Annotated in this window: 14 protein-coding genes; 2 read left to right on the forward strand and 12 right to left on the reverse strand. The window is 74.7% G+C overall.

Going from position 1 to position 21,443, the window contains the following annotated elements; genetic code table 11:
* Window positions 1–145: 145 nt before the first annotated feature.
* A complete protein-coding gene (locus ACFWP2_RS05580) occupies window positions 146–604 on the reverse strand; it encodes a hypothetical protein (protein ID WP_380448574.1) in 459 nt (152 codons plus the stop codon).
* Between the two features lie 269 nt (window positions 605–873).
* Window positions 874–3,141, reverse strand: coding sequence for an ATP-dependent DNA helicase UvrD2 (locus tag ACFWP2_RS05585; protein ID WP_380448576.1), 2,268 nt, complete (start codon window positions 3,139–3,141; stop codon window positions 874–876).
* Between the two features lie 164 nt (window positions 3,142–3,305).
* Here ACFWP2_RS05585 and ACFWP2_RS05590 point away from each other — a divergent pair, with 164 nt between their 5' ends.
* On the forward strand, window positions 3,306–3,563 hold the full coding sequence (locus ACFWP2_RS05590; RefSeq protein ID WP_224285395.1) for a mycoredoxin: 258 nt from the start codon (window positions 3,306–3,308) through the stop codon (window positions 3,561–3,563).
* A 57-nt stretch (window positions 3,564–3,620) separates the two neighbouring features.
* On the opposite strand, the gene ACFWP2_RS05595 is transcribed toward ACFWP2_RS05590, so the two are convergent.
* From ACFWP2_RS05595 to ACFWP2_RS05620, 6 genes are all read right to left on the reverse strand, one after another.
* The gene (locus tag ACFWP2_RS05595) at window positions 3,621–4,460 is read right to left on the reverse strand and encodes a GntR family transcriptional regulator (protein WP_380448579.1); all 840 of its coding nucleotides are present in this window, start codon (window positions 4,458–4,460) and stop codon (window positions 3,621–3,623) included.
* A gap of 357 nt (window positions 4,461–4,817) precedes the next feature.
* Window positions 4,818–5,759 (reverse strand): NAD(+) diphosphatase, encoded by a 942-nt coding sequence (gene nudC, locus ACFWP2_RS05600; protein WP_380448581.1) that lies wholly within the window; start codon window positions 5,757–5,759, stop codon window positions 4,818–4,820.
* A gap of 70 nt (window positions 5,760–5,829) precedes the next feature.
* Entirely contained in the window at window positions 5,830–7,233 is a 1,404-nt protein-coding gene (locus ACFWP2_RS05605) for a dipeptidase (RefSeq protein WP_380448583.1), read from the reverse strand.
* Window positions 7,234–7,403: 170 nt separating this feature from the next.
* Complete coding sequence (locus tag ACFWP2_RS05610) at window positions 7,404–10,271, reverse strand: FtsX-like permease family protein (protein WP_380448585.1); 2,868 nt, start codon at window positions 10,269–10,271, stop codon at window positions 7,404–7,406.
* Entirely contained in the window at window positions 10,268–11,032 is a 765-nt protein-coding gene (locus tag ACFWP2_RS05615; RefSeq protein ID WP_380448587.1) for an ABC transporter ATP-binding protein, read from the reverse strand. The genes ACFWP2_RS05610 and ACFWP2_RS05615 overlap by 4 nt, the downstream gene beginning before the upstream one ends.
* A gap of 71 nt (window positions 11,033–11,103) precedes the next feature.
* Window positions 11,104–11,748, reverse strand: coding sequence for a PadR family transcriptional regulator (locus ACFWP2_RS05620; protein WP_380448589.1), 645 nt, complete (start codon window positions 11,746–11,748; stop codon window positions 11,104–11,106).
* Window positions 11,749–11,827: 79 nt separating this feature from the next.
* Between ACFWP2_RS05620 and ACFWP2_RS05625 the strand changes: the two genes are divergently transcribed.
* Window positions 11,828–12,799 (forward strand): endonuclease/exonuclease/phosphatase family protein, encoded by a 972-nt coding sequence (locus ACFWP2_RS05625; protein WP_380448591.1) that lies wholly within the window; start codon window positions 11,828–11,830, stop codon window positions 12,797–12,799.
* A gap of 23 nt (window positions 12,800–12,822) precedes the next feature.
* Here ACFWP2_RS05625 and ACFWP2_RS05630 read toward each other — a convergent pair whose 3' ends face one another.
* From ACFWP2_RS05630 to ACFWP2_RS05645, 4 genes are all read right to left on the reverse strand, one after another.
* Entirely contained in the window at window positions 12,823–14,034 is a 1,212-nt protein-coding gene (locus ACFWP2_RS05630; protein ID WP_380448593.1) for a PP2C family protein-serine/threonine phosphatase, read from the reverse strand.
* Window positions 14,035–14,225: 191 nt separating this feature from the next.
* Window positions 14,226–17,501, reverse strand: a complete 3,276-nt coding sequence (locus ACFWP2_RS05635; protein ID WP_380448595.1) for a UvrD-helicase domain-containing protein — start codon at window positions 17,499–17,501, stop codon at window positions 14,226–14,228.
* A gap of 93 nt (window positions 17,502–17,594) precedes the next feature.
* Entirely contained in the window at window positions 17,595–20,927 is a 3,333-nt protein-coding gene (locus tag ACFWP2_RS05640; protein WP_380448597.1) for an ATP-dependent helicase, read from the reverse strand.
* Window positions 20,928–21,049: 122 nt separating this feature from the next.
* Complete coding sequence (locus tag ACFWP2_RS05645; protein ID WP_380448599.1) at window positions 21,050–21,400, reverse strand: MGMT family protein; 351 nt, start codon at window positions 21,398–21,400, stop codon at window positions 21,050–21,052.
* Window positions 21,401–21,443 lie beyond the last annotated feature (43 nt).

Consider the following 21,443-nt stretch of genomic DNA (forward strand, 5'->3'; position numbering starts at 1 on the left):
CAGTGGTTCCGGCCCAGGTGACTGGTGGTGCTGGGCCGGAGGCCCCGGGGGGCCTGGGTGGTCTTGCGTACCGGACAAAACAGAAGGGCCGCGGATCCCGGTGTGACGGGTTCCGCGGCCCTGGAGGTGCCGACCTGAGGCTGGCTCAGGTTCGTTCTCTCCAGGGTTCAGGGCCGCGGAAGGCCTGCATCCGGAAGGCCTTGGCGCCCGTGAAGGCGGCCATGGCCTGGTTAATCAGCTGCTCGTTCTGCTTCTGGGTGTTTCCGGCACCGATGACCTGCGCATAGCCGCCATGCATGGCGGCGGCTACGGCCGCCTTCGGTGCCTGGGTCGGTCGCTCATCGCGCAGGGAGCACGACGTGCCGAACGACGCCCAGTCACGGGACAGACCGGTCTCGACAAAGGTGCCGTCGACGCTCCTGCTGCCCGTGAGGCACAGCTCAGTGTGTCCAGGAGCACTGACAACGGGGGCGACGGAGACACCGGTGGTGTCGAGACCCAGACCGGTTCCACCGAGCTCGGCGAGCGCCCGCAGACGGGCGGCACGCAGGGAGGCAGCGACAACGGTCTGGCCAGTCATTTTGGTGATCATGATGTTTCCCACTGTCTTCGCCTCCTCTCGGCGTCTCGCGGAGCCTGGTCTCCCTGGCTCCGAATGTTCGGATGTCTGTCTCGGTAAAACTGGGTGAAGCTCTCGGGCGAGGGGCGTCAGCACAGGTTTCACCCCGTGCGACCGCGTCCCCTTGACCGCTCCGGCAGGCTATTGCGCTCCCGGTACGCGGCGCAAACTATTTTTCACGCGAGTTCTTCGGCGCGTCACACAACGGGTTCCGAAACCCTCGAAGCGGCCCCCTGGACCGCGCCCGGACCGGCTCACGCCGGATCGGCCGAACCGCCGTCCTCGACGTCGTCCGGATCCTCCTCGGGCTCCTCCCCCGCACACAACGAGAGCACGGCCGCCCCGTACTTGTCCAGCTTCATGGCGCCGACCCCGGAGATCGCGGCCAGCTCCCCGCGGTCCGCGGGCACGTCCTCGGCGATCGCCATCAGCGTGGCGTCGGTGAACACCACGTAGGCCGGCGCGCCCTGCTTCTTCGCCTGCCGGGCCCGCCACTCGCGCAGCCGCTCGTACAGCCCCTCGTCCATCGTGGACGGGCAGCTCTCGCAGCGGCGCAGCTTGCGCTCGACGGCGTCGGTGAGCGCCTTGTCGCAGACCCGGCACTTGACCGGTCCGCGGACCCGCCGCGCGGCGGAGCGCTCGCCGGGCTCGACGCCCCCTCGCCCGCCGCGCGCGCCGGTGCGCGCGCCGGGGGCGGCGGAGCCGGGGCGCAGCCCGTCCAGGAAGCGGCTGGGCTTGCGGCTGGCCCGGCCGCCCGGGGAGCGGGAGAGTGCCCAGGAGAGGGTGAGGTGCTTGCGGGCGCGGGTGACGCCGACGTAGAGGAGGCGGCGTTCCTCCTCGACCTGTTCGTCGGTCTTGGCGTAGATGATCGGCAGGGTGCCCTCGGTGAGGCCGACCAGGAAGACGGCGTCCCATTCGAGGCCCTTGGCGGCGTGCAGCGAGGCGAGCGTGACGCCCTCGACGGCCGGGGCGTGCTGGGCCGCGGCGCGGGCGTCCAGTTCGGTGACGTAGGCGGCGAGGTCGGTGTCCTGGCCGGCCGCGGTGCGGGTGCGTTCGAACTCCTCGGCCAGCCGGACGAGGGCGGCCAGCGACTCCCAGCGGTCGCGGACGGCGCCGGAGCCGGCCGGGGGCTCGGCGGTGAAGCCGCGGGTGGCCAGGACCGCGCGAACCTGACCGGCCAGGTCGGGGGCGCCGTCGGTGAGCGGGTCGGAGGCGGCCCGGGCGGCGCCGCGCAGCAGTACGCCGGCGTCCCGGACCTCGGGGCGTTCGAAGAACCGTTCGGCGCCCTTGAGCTGGTAGGGGATGTCGAGGTCGGCGAGGGCCTGCTCGTAGACCTCGGACTGCCCGTTGGTGCGGAACAGCACCGCGATCTCGCTGGCGCGCACGCCGGCGGCGAGGAGTTCCCTGATCCGGCGGGCGGTGGTCTCGGCCTCGGTGGGCTCGTCCTCGTACTCGGTGTAGACGGGTTCGGGGCCGGCCTCGCGCTGGGAGACCAGCTCCAGGCGGTGGCGGGCGGCCTCGCCGCGGGCCTGGGCGAGCAGCCCGTTGGCGAGGTGGACGACCTGGGGGGTGGAGCGGTAGTCGCGGACCAGCTTGACCACGGTGGCCCCGGGGTGCCGGTTGCGGAAGTTGAGCAGGTAGTCGGGGGTGGCGCCGGTGAAGGAGTAGATGGTCTGGCTGGCGTCGCCGACGACGCAGAGGCTGGCGCCGCCGTCGGGGCCGGTCCACTGGTCGAGCAGGCGCTGCTGGAGCGGGGAGACGTCCTGGTACTCGTCGACGGTGAAGTGCCGGTACTGGGAGCGGACCTGGTCGGCGATGTCCGGGCGGTCCTCCAGGATGGCGGCGGTGAGCAGCAGGACGTCCTCGAAGTCGATGCTGCCGCGGCGGCTCTTGGTCTCCTCGTAGACGCGGTAGACCTGGGCGGTCTCGGCCGGGTCGCGGGGGGCCTCGCGGCCGGACTTGGCGACGGCCACCGGGTAGTCCTCGGGGGCGATCTGGGTGACCTTGGCCCATTCGATCTCGGCGGTGAGGTCGCGCAGTTCGGTGCGCTGGACGCGCAGGCCGCAGCGGCCGGCCGCCTCGGCGACCAGTTGGACCTTGCGTTCCAGGAGCTGGGGGACGGGGCCGCCGACGGCGCGCGGCCAGAAGTACTGGAGCTGGCGCAGCGCGGCGGCGTGGAAGGTGCGGGCCTGGACGCCGTCGGCGCCGAGCTGGCGCAGCCGGCCGCGCATCTCGCCGGCGGCGCGGGCGGTGAAGGTGACGGCGAGGACCTGCTGGGGGTGGTAGACGCCGCTGCGCACGCCGTAGGCGATCCGGTGGGTGATGGCGCGGGTCTTGCCGGTTCCGGCGCCGGCCAGGACGCAGACGGGGCCCTGCAGGGCGGTGGCGACGGCGCGCTGCTCGGGGTCGAGCCCGGCGAGCACGGCGTCCGGGCCCGTGGCGGCGCCGGGGTCGGCCCAGGGGGAGCCGTGGGGGCCGTCGTAGGGGCTGCCGCTCAAGAGGTCTTCCTGCATGCGTTCCATCCTCTCAGCCCGGTGGGACATCGCGGACGGGGTTGTCCACAGGCCCGGTGCGATCGCAGGATGATCGCTCCGCACGACGGTCGACGGGGTGCCGGAATGCCCGCCGCACGGTGGACGTTGCCTCCGGAGACCGTACGCACCTCTCTTTCGAAGGAGCCCCCTCGATGTCCGGCACCGTGACGATGTACAGCACGACCTGGTGTGGGTACTGCAACCGACTCAAGAGCCAGCTGGAGCGTGAAGGCATCGGCTACACCGAGATCAACATCGAGGAGGACCCGGCGTCGGCGTCCTTCGTCGAGTCGGTGAACAACGGCAACCAGACCGTTCCGACGGTGCTGGTGACGCCGGCCGGCGGCGGCGAGCAGGTCGTGATGACGAACCCGAGCCTGCTGCAGGTCAAGAAGGCCCTGGCGGCCTGAGTCCGCCGGGCCCGGGCCCGCGCGCACCGGGCCCGGGCCGCCGAGGGCCGCCGCGCGTCACGGCGCGTCGGCCCGGGCCGGGTCGACGGGCGTGGCGGGGGCGGGCAGGGTGGTGCGGGCGCCGAGGTCGCCGACCCCGTAGACGAGCCGGCTGCGGTCGGCCGAGTAGCGGGTCTCGATGACCCTGACGGGCCCGCGCCGGTCGTAGGTGACGCGGGTCTGCACCATCAGCGGCACACCGGGGCCGCCCTGGAACCACTGGGCCTCCTCGGGGCCGGGCATCCGCGCGACCAGGTGGTCGACGGCTCCGATCTCGACGCGTCCGAGGGTGGCGAGCACGGCCTCGTCGCCGCCCTCGACGGGGTCGGGTTCCATCAGCGGGGTGCCGGCGGCGAGGCCGGCCCGGTAGTGGCTCTCCTCGATGGAGTACGGCTCGCGGTCGAGCAGCCGCAGCTGGCGGCGGACCACGATGGCCTCGCCGGGGCGCAGTCCGAGCCGTTCGGCGATGTCCACCCGGGCCCGGACGATCATCATCTCGAAGTCGGTGCCGAGTTCCCGTCCGGCCTCGGCGGCTTCGCCGAGGTAGACGGCGGAGGGCGCGGCGAGGCAGTCGCGCGGCGCGGGGGTGAGGCCGGGCCCGTAGGCGCGGTGGTCCAGGACGGGGTGTTCGCGCAGGTAGGTGCCCTTGCCCTGGAGGCGGACCAGGCGGCCCTCGTTGACCAGGACGTCGACGGCGAGCCGGACGGTGTTGCGGGCGACGCCGTACTGGCGCTCCAGTTCGCTCTCGACCGGCAGGGCGGCGTCGGCGGTGAACTCGCCCTCGGCGATCCTGCGGCGCAGGTCGGCGGCGAGGCGCTGGTATTTGGGGGATTGGGCGGTGCCCCGGGGGATTGTCACCCTCGTGAATGTAGCGAGCACGGCGAGCCGGTTTCAGCGGTTTCCGGCAATATCGTCCGTGCGGGTTGACAACGGGCCCGCACAGGCCCCTCCTGGTAGCAGAACTGGCCCGTCCGGATACGAACAGCGGGTCGTGGCGAATGCGGGATGGGATCGGAGAGAAAAAGGGGGGCGCGTTGAATTTGCCACGCGCCCCCTTTCACCCGAGCCGTTTCCTACGATCCGTTTCCTACGACGCGTTTCGTACCGGCCATTTCCGGCGGGCTGCCGGCGCACCGCGCAGCCCGCCGACGCCCCGCGCAGCCGCCGATGCCCCGGTCAGCCGCGGCGCACGCGGACCCACCCGCGCCCGCGGACCTACCAGCGCGCCGCCGAGGGCAGCGGTTCGCCGTACCAGAGCTCGACCAGGTGCCGGGCGATCGAGATCCCGGACGGCGGCAGGATCTCGCCCGCCTCCATCCCGGCCCGCAGCTCCTCGCGGGAGAACCAGCGCGCCTCGGCCAGCTCCTCGCCGTCCACGGTGATCTCGGTGCCGCCGGGCAGCGCCTTGCCCAGGAAACCGAGCATCAGGCTGGACGGGAACGGCCAGGGCTGGCTGGCGACGTAGCGCACCTCGCCGACCCGCACGCCCGCCTCCTCGTGCACCTCGCGGGCCACCGCCTGCTCGATCGACTCCCCCGGCTCGACGAAGCCGGCCAGCGTGGACCAGCGGCCCTCCGGCCACAGGGCCTGGCGGCCGAGCAGGCAGCGGTCCTGCTCGTCGGTGATCACCATGATCACCGCCGGGTCGGTGCGCGGGTAGTGCTCGGCCGCGCAGGAGGTGCAGCGCCGCACGTGCCCGGCGCCGGCCTTCTCGGTCGGGTGCCCGCAGCGCGAGCAGAAGCTGTGCAGCCGGTGCCAGTGCTCCAGCGCCACCGCGTGCACCAGCAGCCCGGCGTCCCGGTCGGACAGCAGCCCGCCGACCTCGCGCAGCCCGGCCGGGCGGGCGTCGCCGTCCAGGCGCCCGGGCAGGCTCTCGCCGGCCAGCGCGAAGTACGAGACGCCCTGCTCGTCGGTGCCGAGGAAGTACCGGTCGCCGGTCTGCGGCGCCTCGAAGGAGGGCATCAGAACGAGTTCGGTGCCCTGCGCGGTGTCGACCACGAACGCCTCGCCGCCGGCGATCGGCAGGACCCGGGTGCTCGGGTGGCTCCAGGCCGCCGCCAGCCAGGGCTCGTCGAGGCGGTGTTCGGCCGCCCGGTCCACCCCGGACCGGGCCAGAGCCAGGGGCAGCGGGCGCTCGGTCTCAGGCACGGTGCTCACGTCTGTTCCATCCCCACGTGGTGAATCATCCGGATGAGTGATCTGGCTGGCATGGTGCGGGCGGCGGGGGTCATGCCCCCGGCCGGAAGTTCTCGGCCAGGTCGCCCCAGAGGTACGCGGCGGTCTCCACGCCCTTGGCCAGCAGGTCCAGCTCGACCTTCTCGTTGACCGAGTGCCAGCCGTCCGAGGGAACCGAGATGCCGAGGAACAGCACCGGCGCGCCCAGCACGTCCTGGAGGTCGGCGGCGGGGCCGGAGCCACCCTCGCGGGTGAACAGGATCTTCTGTTCGAAGGCCCGCCCCATCGCCCGGACGGTGGACTGGAGCGCCGGGTGGTCCAGCGGGGTCAGGCAGGGCCGGGTCGCGCCCGGGAAGACCAGTTCGTACCGGATACCCGCGGGCACCCGCTCGGCCACCCAGGCCGACACCGCCTCGCGGACCTTCTCCACCTCCTGTCCGGCGACCAGCCGGAAGGACAGCTTGAGGTGCGCGGAGGCGGGGACGATGGTCTTGCCGCCGGGGCCGGTGTAGCCGCCCCAGATGCCGTTGACCTCGGCGGTCGGGCGGGCCCAGATCCGCTCCAGGGTGGAGTAGCCGGCCTCGCCGCGGGTGCCGTACGACTTGGCGACCCTCAGCCACTGCTCCTCGTCGAAGGGCAGCTCGGCGAACAGCTCGCGCTCGGTCTCGGTCAGCTCGACGACGCCCTCGTAGAAGCCCGGGATCGCGACCTTGCGGTCGGCGTCGTGCAGGGCGGCGGCCAGCTCGGCCGCGACCTGGGCCGGGTTGGGGACGGCGCCGCCGAAGGAGCCGGAGTGGATGTCGGTGTCCGGCCCGTACAGGTCGATCTGGGCGTCGGCCAGGCCGCGCATGCCGGTGCAGACGGTCGGCGTGGTCGCGGACCACATGCCGGTGTCCGAGATGACGACCACGTCGGCGGCCAGCCGACCGGCCTCGCGCCGGACCAGCTCGGCGAAGTTCGGCGAGCCGGACTCCTCCTCGCCCTCGATCAGCAGCTTGAGGTTGACGGCCGGCGCGGTGCGGCCGGTGGCGGCCAGGTGGGCGCGCACGCCCAGGGTGTGGAAGAACACCTGGCCCTTGTCGTCGGCGGCGCCGCGCGCGTACAGCCGGCCGTCGACCACGGTCGGGGTGAACGGCTCGGTCTCCCAGCCGTCCTCCCGCGCCGCGGGCTGCACGTCGTGGTGCCCGTAGACCAGGACGGTCGGCGCGGCCGGGTCCCCGGAGGGCCACTCGGCGAACACCGCCGGCAGTCCGTCGGTCTCCCACACCTCGGCCACCGGGAAGCCGGTCTCGCCCAGCTTGGCGGCCAGCCACTCGGCCGAGCGCCGCACGTCGCCGGCCCGGTCCGGTTCGGCGGAGACCGAGGGGATGGCCAGCCACTCGGAGAGGTCGGCGAGGAAGGCGGCCTGGTGCCGGTCGATGTAGGAGCGGACGACGCTGTCCGGGGTTCTCGTCATACCGACGACTGTAGTTCGCCCGTGCGGGTGCCCGCCCCGGCCGTCCGGCTGCCGGGCGCCCCCGGCCCTGTAACATGCGTCACCCCCGCCGCGGACGAGGCGCGCGACGGGGGTGACGGACGGGGTGACGACCCGGGTGACGGCGGAGGTGACGGACGGGTCCGCCGGGCTCAGCCGGAGCGGCGCAGCAGGGTGATCCGCGAACGGGTCATCAGGGCCGCGAGGCCGGCCGCGAGCAGTGGCAGCAGCAGCACGGTGGCGGCGATGGTCGGCCACGGGAAGACCAGGGCGCTCTTGCTGGCGATCTCCTCGGGGCTCATCCCGGGGTAGATGCCGGCCGCGGCCTCGACCTTGCGCAGCGCCACCCCGGGCACCACGCCGCAGACCGCGCCGAGCAGGGCGCCCATGGCGGCGATCACGCCGCACTGGAAGCCGGACAGCGAGCGCCGGATGCGGGGTTCGGCGCCGACCGCCGCGAGGGTGGAGAGGTCGCGCTGGGAGTCGGCGGCGGCCAGTCCGGTGGCGATGCCGGCCGCGCCGAGGGCGACGATGGCGGCGAAGACGTTCAGGCCGAACTGGATGAGTCCGGCCGGGGACTCGTAGCCGCGTTCGATCTTGAGCACCTCGTGGTCGGTGAGCTTGGCCAGCGCGCCGTCGACCTTCTGCTGGGCGGCGTCGGTGGGCATCGCGGCGGGCAGCCAGACCGAGCCGGCCGGGGCGGTCGAGAAGCCGAGCCGGGCGGCGGTGGCGGGGCTGATCACGGCCTGGGCCGGGGCGGCCACGGCGGGCTCGGCGTAGACGGCGTCCACGGCGATCTCGGTGACGACCGGCTTGCTGCGGGCGCCGATGGCGCCCTCGTCGGCGGCCGCGGTGGTCTGCTGGAGGGCGACCTTGCCGTCCTTGAGGTAGCGGGTGTCGAAGACCACGGCCTTGCCGGCCGCGAGGGCCTGGGCGGCGCGCTGGTCGGTGACGCCGTAGAGGTTGCGCAGCAGGGTGGCGTCGCCGGCCGTCACCGGGCTGTAGGTGCTGCCCTGGCGGTGGTTGGTCTGGCAGCGCTTGTCGCTGCCGACGACCCGGTCGTACTCCTGGGAGGAGAGTCCGCTGTCCGGGAGGTAGGCGGGGCAGCGGTCCTCCTTGGGCGGTTGGACGCTGAGGGAGCCGCAGAAGGTGCCCTCGCCGCAGTCGGTCCTGGGCTGGACGCGCTGGACGTCGGCGCGCGGGCCGAGGTCGGGGATGCTGCGTTCGACGGTCTCGCGCATCTGCGGCAGCAGCTTGCCGTCGGCGCCGATCATCCAGCCGCTGCCGAGGATGACGGCGCCGTTGGGGCCGGAGGCGACGTACTCGCGCCGGTACTGCTCCTCGTAGCTGGCGATGTAGACGCTGACCGCGACGGAGCCGGCGACGGCGGCCATCACGGCGGCCACGGCGGGCGCGGTGCGGCCGCGGTGGCGCACCGAGTCGCGCAGGGCGAGCCGGGGGCCGAGCGGGAGCCAGCGGCCGAGCCGGCCGAAGAGGCCGACCAGGTACGGCACGAGGGCGACCATGCCGAGTTCGGCGAGGGCCGAGCCGGCGAGGACGGAGAAGCTGCGGTTGCCGACGCCGCGGGTGGCGCCGAACAGGGCCAGGGCCGCGCCGCCGGCGAGCATCAGCAGGCCCAGGACGGCGAGCTTGGGGCTCGGCGGCTTGAGCGTGTCGCGGCCGGTGAGCGCGGCGACGACGTCCTGGCGGGAGGCCTGGACGGCGGGCACCACGGCGGCCAGCAGGCCGGTGACGAGGCCGACCAGGAGGATGCCGAGCAGGTCGAGCGGTGTCACGGCGAAGTGGGCGAAGCGCTGGCCGGAGTACTCCTCGGCCCGGGTGCGCAGCAGGACCACCAGGACGACGCCGAGGCCGAGGCCGATCAGGGCGCCGGTGAGGCCGAGGACGACGCCGCCGCCGAGGACGACCGCACGGACGTTGGCGCGCTCGCCGCCGGCGGCGGCGAGCAGCCCGAGCTGGCGCCGGGAGCGCCGGGCGCCGACGGCGAAGGCGGGGCCGGCGAGGAGGACGATCTCCAGCAGGGCCATGCCGGCGACGGTGGCGAGGATGACGACGTCGGTGCGGTTGAAGTAGCTGGTCTGTGCGCCGTCGTCGGTCTTGGCGTCGACGTAGTAGGGGACGTCGGCGCGGGCCGGCGGGTCGAGCAGCACGGCTCGGGAGGTCACGGCGAAGCCGTACTGGTTGAGCTCCTTGACCTTGTTCCAGTCGAGCGCGGCGCCGTCCGGGAGCTTGACCAGCCAGCGGCTGGGGTCGGTGCCGGCGTCGCGGCCGGTCGCGGCGCCGGGGGTCTTGGAGAGTTGCTCCAGGACGGCGCCGGGGCGGGCGGTGAGTTCGGTGGCCCGCAGTTCGCCGGGGTACTCGTAGACGCCGGTGATGGTGAAGGGGATGGACTCCAGTCCGCGCACGGCGGTCTTGTCGCCGATCCTGAGGCCGGAGCGCTTGAGGAAGTCCGAGGTGACGGCGGCCTCGGTGTCGTTCGCGGGGGCGCGGCCCTTGATCAGATCGATCCGGCCGCGCCAGGCCGGGTCGGCCAGGTCGGCCTCGCTGACCCGGGTGCTGAGCAGGCCTTCGGTGCTGCTCGCCGCGGTGTACGGGCCGGAGCGTTCGGGCACCAGGACGGCGCCGGGCGGGAGCAGTTGGCGGCCCAGTTCGGCGGGGTGGGTGTCCAGGGCGCGCTGCTGTGCGGGGGTGTGGACGGGGGCTTGGCCCTCCTTGGCCTCGTCCTTGGGGTCGTGGATGGTGAAGCCCTTGTCGGGGTCGGGCGCCTGCTTGACGGAGGAGCCGCGGTCGACCATCTGGAGTTCGCCCGCGGTCTGGCCCATGACCCGCGTCGCGTGTTCGGCGGGGGTGAGTTCGGCGCTGCGGAAGACCACGTCGGCGCCGGTGACGCCGAGGACGGGCAGGGCGACCATGGCGATGACGAGGGCGCTGCGGCCCTTGGCGCGCAGGGCGTCGCGGCGGGCGATGCGCAGGGCCACCCGCCAGGCGCTGAGGTTCACTCGTCCACCTTCAGGCTGTTGGTGGCGGCGCTGACGAGCAGGCTGGCGGCGTCCTGGCTGGCGGACTCGTCGACCATCCGGCCGTCGCGCAGGAAGACGACCCGGTCGGCCCAGGCGGCGTGCCGGGCCTCGTGGGTGACCATCATGGCGGCGGCGCCGGCGTCGCAGCGGGCGCGCAGGACGGCGAGGACGGCCTCGCCGGTGGTGGAGTCGAGGGCGCCGGTGGGTTCGTCGGCGAGGACGAGGCGGCGGTCGCCGATCAGGGCGCGGGCGATGGCGACGCGCTGCTGCTGGCCGCCGGACATGTCGTCGGGGAAGCGGTCGGCGAGCTCGGGGATGCCGAGTTCCTCCAGGGCGGCGAGGGCCTCGCGGCGGGCGGCGCGGGTGGACAGCCCGTCGAGTTCGCGCGGCAGCGAGATGTTCTCCGCGGCGGTGAGCGCGGGGATCAGGTTGTAGTCCTGGAAGACGTAGCCGACGGAGCGGCGGCGGACCTGGGCGAGCTTCTTGCGGTTGAGTTCGCCCAGCGCGACGCCCTCGACCAGGACCCGGCCGCCGCTGGGGGTGTCGAGGCCGCCGGCCAGGGTGAGCAGGGTCGACTTGCCGGAGCCGGAGGGGCCCATGACGGCGACGAACTCGCCGGGGTGGACCTTGAGGTCGACGCCGCGCAGGGCCTGGACCTCGGCGGCGCCGTGGCCGTGGACGCGGGTGACGTTCTCCAGGTGGAGCACCGGTGTCTGCCGGGCGTCTTGGGTGTGGGACATGGATTCCCCCCTTGTGCTGGGTGTGCGCTCGGCGTCGGGGCCGAGCCTGGTGGTTCGGGTGCCGCGGGGGCTCAGGCGCGCAGGCGGCGGCCGCGCTTGACGGGCGCGGCGCCGCCGCGGGCGGCCTCGGCGGTGCGGGTGGCCTCGGCGGTGCGGGCCTGCAGGAGTTCGGCCTGCTGGGCGAGGCGGGTCTCGCAGTGGTCTAGCCAGCGGATCTCCGCTTCGGTCTGGAAGATGAGCTGGTCGAGGACGAGCAGCCAGGCCAGGTCGTTGCTGTCGGAGGGCATCACGCCGGGGCGCTTCTCCCCCGCGAGGGCGCGGCCCTTGAGCCGGGTGTAGTCCTGGAGCGCCTTGATGCTGTGCCGGCGCTGGCCCTGGACGACGGCGGAGACGTCCACCCCCGGGACGGTCACCGCCATGGCGAGCTTGATCGCCAGTTCGTCGCGCGGGGGGTTGGTCCGCGGCACCGGGGTGTCGAACCAGGTCCGCAGCTCGTCCCGGCCGGCGTCGGTGGCGGCGTAGAACTGGTGGCCCTCGTCGTCCTCCCCGGCGGGCTCGACCAGCCCGTCGCGTTCCAGTCTCGACAGTGTGGTGTAGACCTGCCCGACGTTGAGCGGCCAGGTGGCGCCGGTGCGCGCCTCGAACTCGGTGCGCAGCTGGTAGCCGTAGCGCGGGCCCTGGTCGAGCAGGGCGAGCAGACCGTGACGGATGGACATACCGAGTATGTATACCCGGTATGCTCCACCGTCTCAAGCCGCGCCCACCCGGCCGGAGGAGCGGGTACCGTCATGCGGTGTGAGCCACTTGCGCATCGCCACCTTCAACCTGTTGCACGGCCAGCCGCTCGCCCCGGACGGCGCCCCGCGGCCCTACCCGTCCGACGCCGGCGGGCCCTTGGCCGAGGCGGTGGCCGCGCTGGACGCCGACGTGCTGGCGCTCCAGGAGGTGGACCGCCACCAGTCGCGCTCCGGCGGCACCGACCAGGCGGCGGTGGCGGCCGCGGCGATGGGCGCCAAGGACTGGCGCTTCGCCGCCGCGCTGCACGGCCGCCCGGCGCAGGTCGCGGGCTGGGTGCCGGAGCCGGCCGCCCCGAACGGACTGCGGGTGTACGGGCCGGGCGAGGTGGGCGACGACGCCCCGCCCTCGTACGGGACGGCGCTGCTGACGCGGCTTCCGGTGCGGCACTGGCGGGCCCGGCGGTTCGCCCCGGCGCCGTTCGGGCTGCCGCTGCGGGTGGCCGGGCGGCGCGGGCTGACCCAGGTGCCGGACGAGCCGCGGGCGGCGCTGGCGGCCGTCCTGGAGGGCGACCGCGGGCCGTTCACCGTGGTGGCGACGCACCTGTCCTTCGTCCCCGGCTGGAACATGGCGCAGCTGGCCGGCATCCGGCGCTGGATCGCCGACCTGCCGCGGCCGTACCTGGTGCTGGGCGACTTCAACCTGATCGGGGCCGTGCCCCGCACGGTGCTCGGCGGGGCGACGGCACTGGAGCGCACCGCGCCGCGGGCGCGGGTGCGCGAGCTGCGGGCGGCGCGGCGGGCCCGGCCGGCCCTGGCCGAGTCGCGCCGGCGCCGGGTGCGCGAGCCGCGCCCCCGCCTGCAGGGCTGGTACGACCTGGCGCGCACGCCGACCTACCCCTCGCACCGGCCCGCGGTGCAGTTCGACCACGTGCTGGCGATCGGTGTGCCGCGTACGGCGGTCGGCCCGGCGGCGGCGCCGCGCGCGGCGGTGTCGGACCACCGTCCGCTGCTGGTCGAGGTGTCGCTGTAGGACGGGCCGCGGGCGGACCGGCCCTACGGGCGCGTCAGGACCCCGGCCTGCTGCGGGAGGTGGACGGTGGCGGCGGCCGGCGGCTGCCCCGGCCCGACCGCGGGCGGGGGTTCGAACTGGAGCAGCAGCATGGCCGCGTCGTCGCCGAGCTGGCGCCCGACGTGGCGCACCACGTCCTCGTGCAGGCGCCGCAGGACGTCGGCCGGGCGGCCGTCGGCGCAGTGCGGGAGCCGTTCGGCGAGCGGGTAGAAGACGCCCGCGCGGTCGCGGGCCTCGATCACCCCGTCGGTGAACAGCAGGACCCGGTCGTCGCCCTGGAGCGGCAGCCGGTGCACCGGCGGGCGGACGTCGGCCGGGTCGAGGACGCCCAGCGGCGGTACGGTCTCGGCGAGTTCGAGCGGGCGGACCTCCCCGCCGCGCAGCAGCAGCGGGGCGGGGTGGCCGCAGTTGACGATCTCGGCGGCGCCGTCGGGCCCGACGCCGATCAGCACCAGGGTGACGAACTCCTCCTCCACGCCGGGGTGGTCGTTCTCGTGCAGGGAGCGGTCGAGGCTGACGGCCAGCCAGCCCGCCACCCGGTCCAGGGCGGCCTCCTGGTGGGCGGCCTCGCGGAAGGCGCCGAGCACGGCGGCGGCCGTCTCCACCGCGCCGAGACCCTTGCCGCGCACGTCCCCGACCACGGCCCGCACCCCGTGCCGGGTGTTGACCACCTCGTAGAGGTCGCCGCCGATCCGGGCGTGCGCGGCGGCGGCCTCGTAGTGGACGGCCGCCCGGACGGTGCCGACCCGCTCGGGGACGGGCCGCAGCAGTACCCGGCGGGCGATCGAGGCGACCAGCTGGGCGTCGGCCAGCGCCCGTTCCTGGCGCAGTCTCAGGGTGGCGCTGACCCAGCCGATCGCGGCGACGAGCAGGATCGCGACGACGCTGGCGGCGTGCACGGACTCGCCGAGCGTGTCACTGCGGAAGGCCATCAGGAAGGCCGCCGCCTCGGTGCCCAGACCGATGGCGAGCGGGTACCAGGTTCGGCGGCTGACCACGGCGGCCAGCGCGGGTACGGCGGTGAGGGCCGGTTCGACCGTCACCTCGGTGCCGCTGAGGTAGTCGAGGGCCACGATCAGCACCATGCCGAGGAACGGCAGCGCCAGCGCCGTCCTCGGCCAGGTGCCGGTCGCGCGCGGAGCGGGCCCCGGTGTCGGCCCGGTGAACCGCTCTCTGATCCATCCGGTCGCGCTCAACTTCGGTCTCTCCAGCAGAAGACGCCGATGCCCGAGGGCACCTGCGGTGATGACTGAGGGTTAGGGAATGCTGGCCTCGCTGGCGGCCGGAGCTCGGGGGTTGACCGGTTACCGACCCCACAATAGGCGCGAAACGTGCACGACGCACAGGTTTCGGGCACTGGCGTGATGACTTGGACGCTCTGCGTGACTCAATAGTCACTGTTCCCGATCAGGAGCCGTTCCAACTCTTTTCGGTCGGGAAGTCCTGCCGGACGGACGATCCGGCCGCTGCGGACGTACAGGAAGGAAGCCGTGACCTGCTCGGGATCGACGCCCGCGTGCTCGGCCCAGGCCAGCCGGTAGACCGCGAGCTGCAACGGGTCGGCGGTCTCCTCCCGGTGGGTCTTCCAGTCCACCACTTCGTAGCGTGACGCACCACCGGATTCCGACAACGCGTCATCCTCCCGGTAGACCGCGTCGATCCGGCCCCGCACCACCCGTCCCGCCAGCACCAGCTGGAACGGCGCCTCCACCCGGTGGGGCTTGCGCTGGGCGTACGGGGTGCGCAGGAACGCCTCCTTGAGCCGCTCCAGGTCCTGCTCGTCCTCGATGCCGTCGTCGTCGGCCCCGGGCAGCGCGCCGGGCTCGACCAGCAGCAGCGGCTCGATCCGGGACTGCACCCAGGCGTGGAAGCGGGTGCCGCGCCGGGCCGCCGGCTGCGGGGGGCGCGGCATCGGACGGGCCAGCTCGTGCGCGAAGCCGTCCGGGTCGGCGGCCAGCCGCAGCAGCTGGGTGGCGGACAGCGCGGCGGGCAGCGGAACGTCCCGCGCGGTGCGCCGGGAGCGCTCCAACTCGCCGAGCAGCGCGGTCAGATCGCGGTCCCAGGAGGCGACCTGGCGCTGGTCCTCGGGGGCCAGCTCCTCGGCCTCGGCGGCGGGCGCCCCGGCGATCCGCCCGCGCACCACCTCGGCGACCCGGCGGCGGGCGTGCTGGGCGGCCGGGTCCAGCGGCAGCGGCCAGGGGCGCTCGACGGGGGCGGCCAGCGCCGGGTTCTCGGCGCCCTTCTCCGGCTGCTCGGCCCAGTGCTCGACCTCGCCCGCGCCGGGCCGCTCGCAGTGCTCGCGCAGCCGCTCCAGGAAGGCGGACGGGCCGCGGACGGTCTTCTGGCTCGGCCCCCACCAGTGCCCGGAGGCCAGCAGCAGCGACCGGGGCCGGGTGAACGCCACGTAGCCCAGGCGCAGTTCCTCGACTCCGGAGTGCTCGGCCAGCTCCTTCTTGAACGCCGTCATCGACTTCCCGTTCCACCCGCCGCGCACGTCGGGCAGAGTTCCGGCGTCGCCGCGCAGGGCGTGCGGGAGCACCCGCTTGGTGCTCGTCCAGCGTTCGCGCGGGCTCGACGAGGGGAACGCGCCCCGCACCAGGCCGGGGACGGCCACCACGTCCCACTCCAGACCCTTGGACTTGTGCGCGGTGAGCACCTTCACGGTGTCCTCCCCGCCGGGCAGGCTGCTGTCCAGGCCGCGCTCGTACTCCTGGGCGGCGCGCAGGAAGCCGAGGAAGGCGGCGAGGCCCGGGTCGCCGTCGAGGTCGGCGAAGGAGGCGGCGACGTCCAGGAAGGCGTGCAGGGTCTCCCGCCGCCGGGCGGCCAGGGCCTGCGGGGAGGCGGCGAGTTCGACCTCGAGACCGGTGACGGACAGCACCCGGTGCAGCACGTCCATCAGCGGGTCGGCGAGCGAGCGGCGCAGGTCGCGCAACTCCTGGGCGAGGCGGGCGAAGCGCACCCGCGCCTCGGCGGAGAACGGCAGCTCGTCCGACCGGTCGCCCTCCTCGCCGGTCGGGGCGGTGAGGAAGGTCTCCAGCGCGTCGGCCAGCGACACCACCTCGGTCGGGTCCGTCTCGGCGACCGCCGCGGCCAGCGCCTCGACGCCCTCGGGCCGGTCGGTGCGCACCAGGTCGGCGGCCCGGCGGCCGAGCAGCGCGAGGTCGCGCGGGCCGATCCGCCAGCGCGGGCCGATCAGCAGGCGCACCAGCGCGGCGTTGGCGGTCGGGTCCTGCAGCACCTCGCAGACCGCCACCAGGTCGGCCACCTCGGGCAGCTGCAGCAGTCCGCCGAGGCCCACCACCTCGACCGGCACCTGACGGGCGACCAGCGCGGCGTGGACGTCCGGGAAGGCCGCGCCGCCGCGGCACAGCACGGCGATCCGGCCGGGCGCGGTCCCGGTGCGCACCAGGTGCGCGATCGAGTCGGCCAGCCAGTCGATCTCCTCGGTGTGGGTGGGCAGCAGCGCCGCCCGCACGTAGCCGTCCAGCTCGGCGCCGGGGGCCGGGCGCAGCGCCTCCACGCCCTCGTGCATCTCCCGCAGCGGGGCGGCGAGTTCGTTGGCGAAGGCGAGCAGCCGGCCGCCGCTGCGGCGGTTCTCGCTGAGCGCGTAGCGGGTGGCGGGGCGGCCGTCGGCCTTCGGGAAGTGCCGGGGGAACTCGTCGAGGTTGGCCACGGAGGCGCCGCGCCAGCCGTAGATCGCCTGGCAGGGGTCGCCGACGGCGGTCACCGGGTGTCCGCTGCCGGTGCCCTTCACGGAGGTGCCGTCCGTAGCGGCGCCGTCCGCGGAGGCGCCGTCGGGCCCGGCGCCGAAGAGTCCGGCGAGCATCAGCCGCTGGGCGACCGAGGTGTCCTGGTACTCGTCCAGCAGCACCACCTTGAACTGGCCGCGCAGCAGCTCGCCGACCTCCGGGCGCTGCTGGGCCAGGCGGGCGGCGGCGGCGATCTGGTCGCCGAAGTCCATCAGCCCGGCGGAGCGCTTGCGGCGCCGGTAGTCCTCGACGAGGCGCAGCAGTTCCAGCCGGGCCCGGGCGGTGGCGGGGACGGCCCGCAGGTCGTCGTTGGTCAGCTTGACGGTGGCGAGGGTGTCCAGCAGCCGCTCGTCGAACTCGCGCAGCGCCCGCGGCTCGACCAGGTGCTCGGCGAGTTCGCCGTCCAGCGCGGTCAGGTCGGCGACCAGGTTGGCGAAGGTGCCGGTGAGGGCGGGGAACGGGCCGCGGGCGGTGCGCAGCACCTTGGCGGCGAGCTGGAAGCGGGTGGCGTCGGCGAGCAGCCGGACGTCCGGCTCGATGCCGATCCGCAGGCCGTGCTCCTTGAGCAGCCGGCCGGCGAAGGCGTGGTAGGTGGAGATCTCCGGGTCGCCGAGCGGCTCGGCTGTGTCCCGGTCGGCCACCCCGGCCCTCAGCAGGGAGGCGCGCACGCGTTCGGAGAGCTCGCCGGCGGCCTTGTTGGTGAAGGTGAGGCCGAGCACCTCCTCGGGCCGTACGGCGCCGGAGCCGACCAGCCAGACCACGCGGGCGGCCATCACGGTGGTCTTGCCGGAGCCGGCGCCGGCCACGATCACGGCCGGTTCCAGGGGGGCGCCGATGGCCGCCATCTGCTCCCGGTTGAACGGGATCCCCAGCAGCTCCTTGAGCTGGTCGGGATGGCTGAGCACGGCGGTCACCCCGCAACCGTAACCGGAGCGGCGGACAAACCTCGCCCGGCCGTTGCCCGCCCGACTCCGAGGGCCCGTCGGGCGGGCCGCGCCGGACGGGCCCTACTCGACGAGCTGGGCGCCGTCGCGCTGGGCGGAGCAGCTGGCGCGGAAGGCGCAGCGGTCGCAGCCGCCGCCGGTCTGCGGGACGAAGCGCTCGGCGAGGACCTTGCCGGCGGCCTCGGCGAGCAGGTTCTCGATCCAGGGCTCGCCCTCGGGCGGTTCCTGCCGCTGCACCTTGGGGGCGTCCTGGGCGGCCTTGGCGGCGGGTTCGCGCAGGTGGACCAGTTCGGCGCCGCCGGTGTCCGGCGGGTGGCCGGGGAAGCCGGGCAGCTCGTTGAGGGCGCCGGCCCGGACGGCGAGCTGGTAGACGGCGAGCTGCTTGTGCTCGGGCAGCGACTTGTCGGTGGGTATCTGCTTGCCGGTCTTGAAGTCGACCACGTAGGCGCGCCCGGCCGCGTCCTTCTCCACCCGGTCCATCGAGCCGCGGATGCGCACCGCGACGCCGCCGACGTCGAGGGTGACGTCGAAGCCGTGCTCGGTGGCGACGAGGTCCCGGCCGCGCTCCAGGACGTGCCAGTTGAGGAAGCGCTCCAGGGCGGCGCGGGCCTCGGTCTTCTCCTGCTGGGACTTCCAGGGCGCGTCGAAGGCCAGCGCGTCCCAGACGGTGTCCAGCCGTTCCATGAGCACGGCGAGGTCGGCGGGGGTGCGGCCGGAGCCGACCTCGTCGGCGAGGGCGTGCACCACGTTGCCGAAGCCCTGGGCGGCCGAGCCGGCGCCGCGGGCCTTGACCTCCTTGTCCAGGAACCACTGGAGGGAGCAGCTCTCCAGCTGTTCCAGCCCGCTGCCGGACAACCGGACGGGCAGATCGGCGCTGCGCAGCGGCTCGGGGGCGGCGGTGGGGTCGTCCAGGCCCCACCAGCGTTCGGGCCGGGCGACGGGGACCAGCGGCTGGCCGTCCTCGTCGGTGGCGGCGGCGAGGGTGGCGAGGCGTTCGGCGGCGGCGCGGCGCAGTTCGGGCGAGCGGGCGGGGTCGACGGTGACGGCGCGCAGTTCGGCGACCAGCGCGGCGACGGACAGCGGGCGGCGCGGGCGGTGGGTGACGTCCTCGACGGTGACCGGCGGGGTGCGGCGGACCGTCCTGCCGGTCCTGGGGTCGACGTCCTCGCGGTAGAGCTCGCGCAGGAACCGGGACGGTTCGTCGCCGTCGTCGGCGGGGGCCTTGACGGCGGTGACGATCAGCCGTTCCCTGGCGCGGGTCGCGGCGACGTAGAAGAGCCGGCGCTCCTCGCCGAGCAGGGCGCCCGGGGAGAGCGGTTCGGCGAGGCCGTCGCGGCCGATCCGGTCGGCTTCCAGCAGGGAGCCGCGGCGGCGCAGGTCGGGCCAGAGGCCGTCCTGGACGCCGGCCACCACGACCAGGCGCCACTCCAGGCCCTTGGAGCGGTGGGCGGTCATCAGGCGCACCGCCTCGGGGCGCACGGCCCGGACGGTGAGGGTGTCGGCGGCGATGTCCTGGGCTTCGAGTTCGGCGAGCAGGTCCAGGGCGCTGCGGTGGCCGGTGACCTGCTCCTCGGCCCGGGCGGCGGTCTCGAACAGGGCGCACAGGGCGTCCAGGTCGCGGTCGGCGTTGCGGCCGGCCGCGCCGCCGCGCAGGGCGGCCCGTTCCAGTCGCTCGCGCCAGCGGCGGCTGCCGTCCCACAGCTCCCAGAGCGCCTCCTCGGCGGTGCAGCCGCCGGCCAGCTGTTCGCGGACCTTGCGCAACAGGGTGCCGAGGTCGCGGGCGCGGCGGGCGTGCGCGGGGTCGAGGGCGACGAGGCGCTCGGGTTCGGCGAGGGCCTCGCGGATCAGTTCGCCGGCCGGTCGCGGGACGGCGGCGGGGCCGAGACCGGCCCTGGCGTCGGCGCGCAGCGCGGCGCGTTCCTCCTCGCGCAGGGCGCGGCCGAGCCGGCGCAGGTCGGAGCCGTCGAGGCCGCCGAGCGGGCCGGTGAGCAGGGCGTGCGCCAGGTCGGTGGTGAGCGGGTCGGGGGCGTCCGGGTCGCCCTGCTTGTCCCGGGCGGCCTGTTCGGCGCAGGCCCGCAGGGCGAGCAGCAGCTGGGCGACGGCCGGTTCCTCGCGCAGCGGCAGGTCGTCGCCGTCGATCTCCAGGGGGACGCCGGCCGCGCCGAGCGCCCGCCGCACGCCGGGGATGGAGCGGGCGCCGGCCCGCACCAGCACGGCCATCTCGCCCCAGGGCACGCCGTCCTCCAAGTGGGCGCGGCGCAGCAGGTCGGCGATCGAGTCGAGTTCGGCGCCGGGGGTCGGGTAGGTGTAGACCTCGACCCTGCCGCCCTCGCGGGAGGGCAGCAGGGCGCGGTGCTGGGCGAGTTTGTCGGCGGGCAGCCGGCCCATCGGCATCCGGCGGGCGACTTCCCGGGAGGCGGCGAGCAGGACGGCGCCGGAGCGGCGGGAGACCCGCAGCACCTTGACCTCGGCGGGGCTGCCGTCGGCCTGCCGGAAGGTCTGCGGGAAGTCGAGGATGCCGTTGATGTCGGCGCCGCGGAAGGCGTAGATCGACTGGTCGGGGTCGCCGACGGCGACGAGGTCGCGCCCGCCGCCGGCCAGCTGGCGCAGCAGTCGGACCTGGGAGGGGTCGGTGTCCTGGTACTCGTCGACGAATACGACCTCGTAGCGCCGGCGCAGCTGCTCGCCGACGTCGGGGCGTTCGGCGAGCAGGACGGCGCGGTGGACGAGTTCGGCGTAGTCGAGGACGCCGCGCAGGTCGAGGACGTCGAGGTAGTCGGCCAGGAAGTGCGCGGCGGCGGCCCAGTCGGGGCGCTGGACGCCCTGGGCGAAGCGTTCGAGTTCGGCTTCGCCGAGGCCGAGTTCGCGGCTGCGGGCGAGGACGGCGCGGACCTCGTCGGCGAAGCCGCGGGTGGTCAGGCAGGCCCGCAGGTCCAGTGGCCACTCGATGCGGGTGCTGCCGTGCTTGGCGTCCTCGGCGCCGCCGGCGAGCAGTTCGCGGACCATGACGTCCTGCTCGGGGCCGGAGAGCAGTCGCAGCGGCTCGGCGTAGTCCTCCGGGTCCTGGTGGGCGCGCAGCAGGGCGTAGCAGAAGGAGTGGAAGGTGGTGGCCTGCGGGGCGGCGGCCGAGCCGCCGAGGCGGCCGGACATCCGGTCGCGCAGTTCGGTCGCGGCCTTGCGGCTGAAGGTGAGGACGAGGATCCGCTCGGGGTCGGTGCCGTCCTCGATCCGGCGGGCGACCGCTTCGACGAGGGTGGTGGTCTTGCCCGTGCCCGGTCCGGCCAGCACCAGCAGCGGCCCGCCGGCGTGCTCGACCACGGCGCGCTGGTAGGCGTCCAGCACGGGTGGGTCGGGCTGGACGAGCGGGCTGCGCACGAGCCGGTAGGGGGAGCTCACGAACTGGTCCTGGGGTCGAACGGTGGGGCACGGCGGGGGCGGGCCCGGCGGGCCCGCCCGTACCGAGCCTACGATCCTGCCCCGTCATTCCCGTCCGCGCGGCGTTTTCGGGAAGACCGGCCCTAGCCTTCCTCGCCGTCCCAGCGGGCCCGCCCGAGGTCGACCCGGGGCGGGTCGGCGAGTTCGCGCAGCGGGGTGCCCTCGTCGCCGTAGTGGGCGAGGGCGCGCTGTTCGTGGCCGGGCAGCAGGCGGCCGTCGGCGCGGATGACCCGCCACCAGGGCACCGATCCGCCGTACAGTGCCATCACCCGGCCGACCTGCCGGGGGCCGCCCTGGCCGAGGTATTCGGCGACGTCGCCGTAGGTCATCACCCGGCCGGGTGGAATCCGCTCGGTCAGGTCGAGCACCAGTTCGGCGAACGGCGGCAGGGCGTCCGGAAGACCGTCGTGTGTTGCGTCCGTCACCTGCGGCATTCTTCCCTACTGGGCCGCTCGCGTGGCCCGGTGCGTACGATCC

Origin of the sequence: Kitasatospora sp. NPDC058444 (assembly GCF_042721415.1) — a bacterium.
Taxonomy (GTDB): Bacteria; Actinomycetota; Actinomycetes; order Streptomycetales; family Streptomycetaceae; genus Kitasatospora.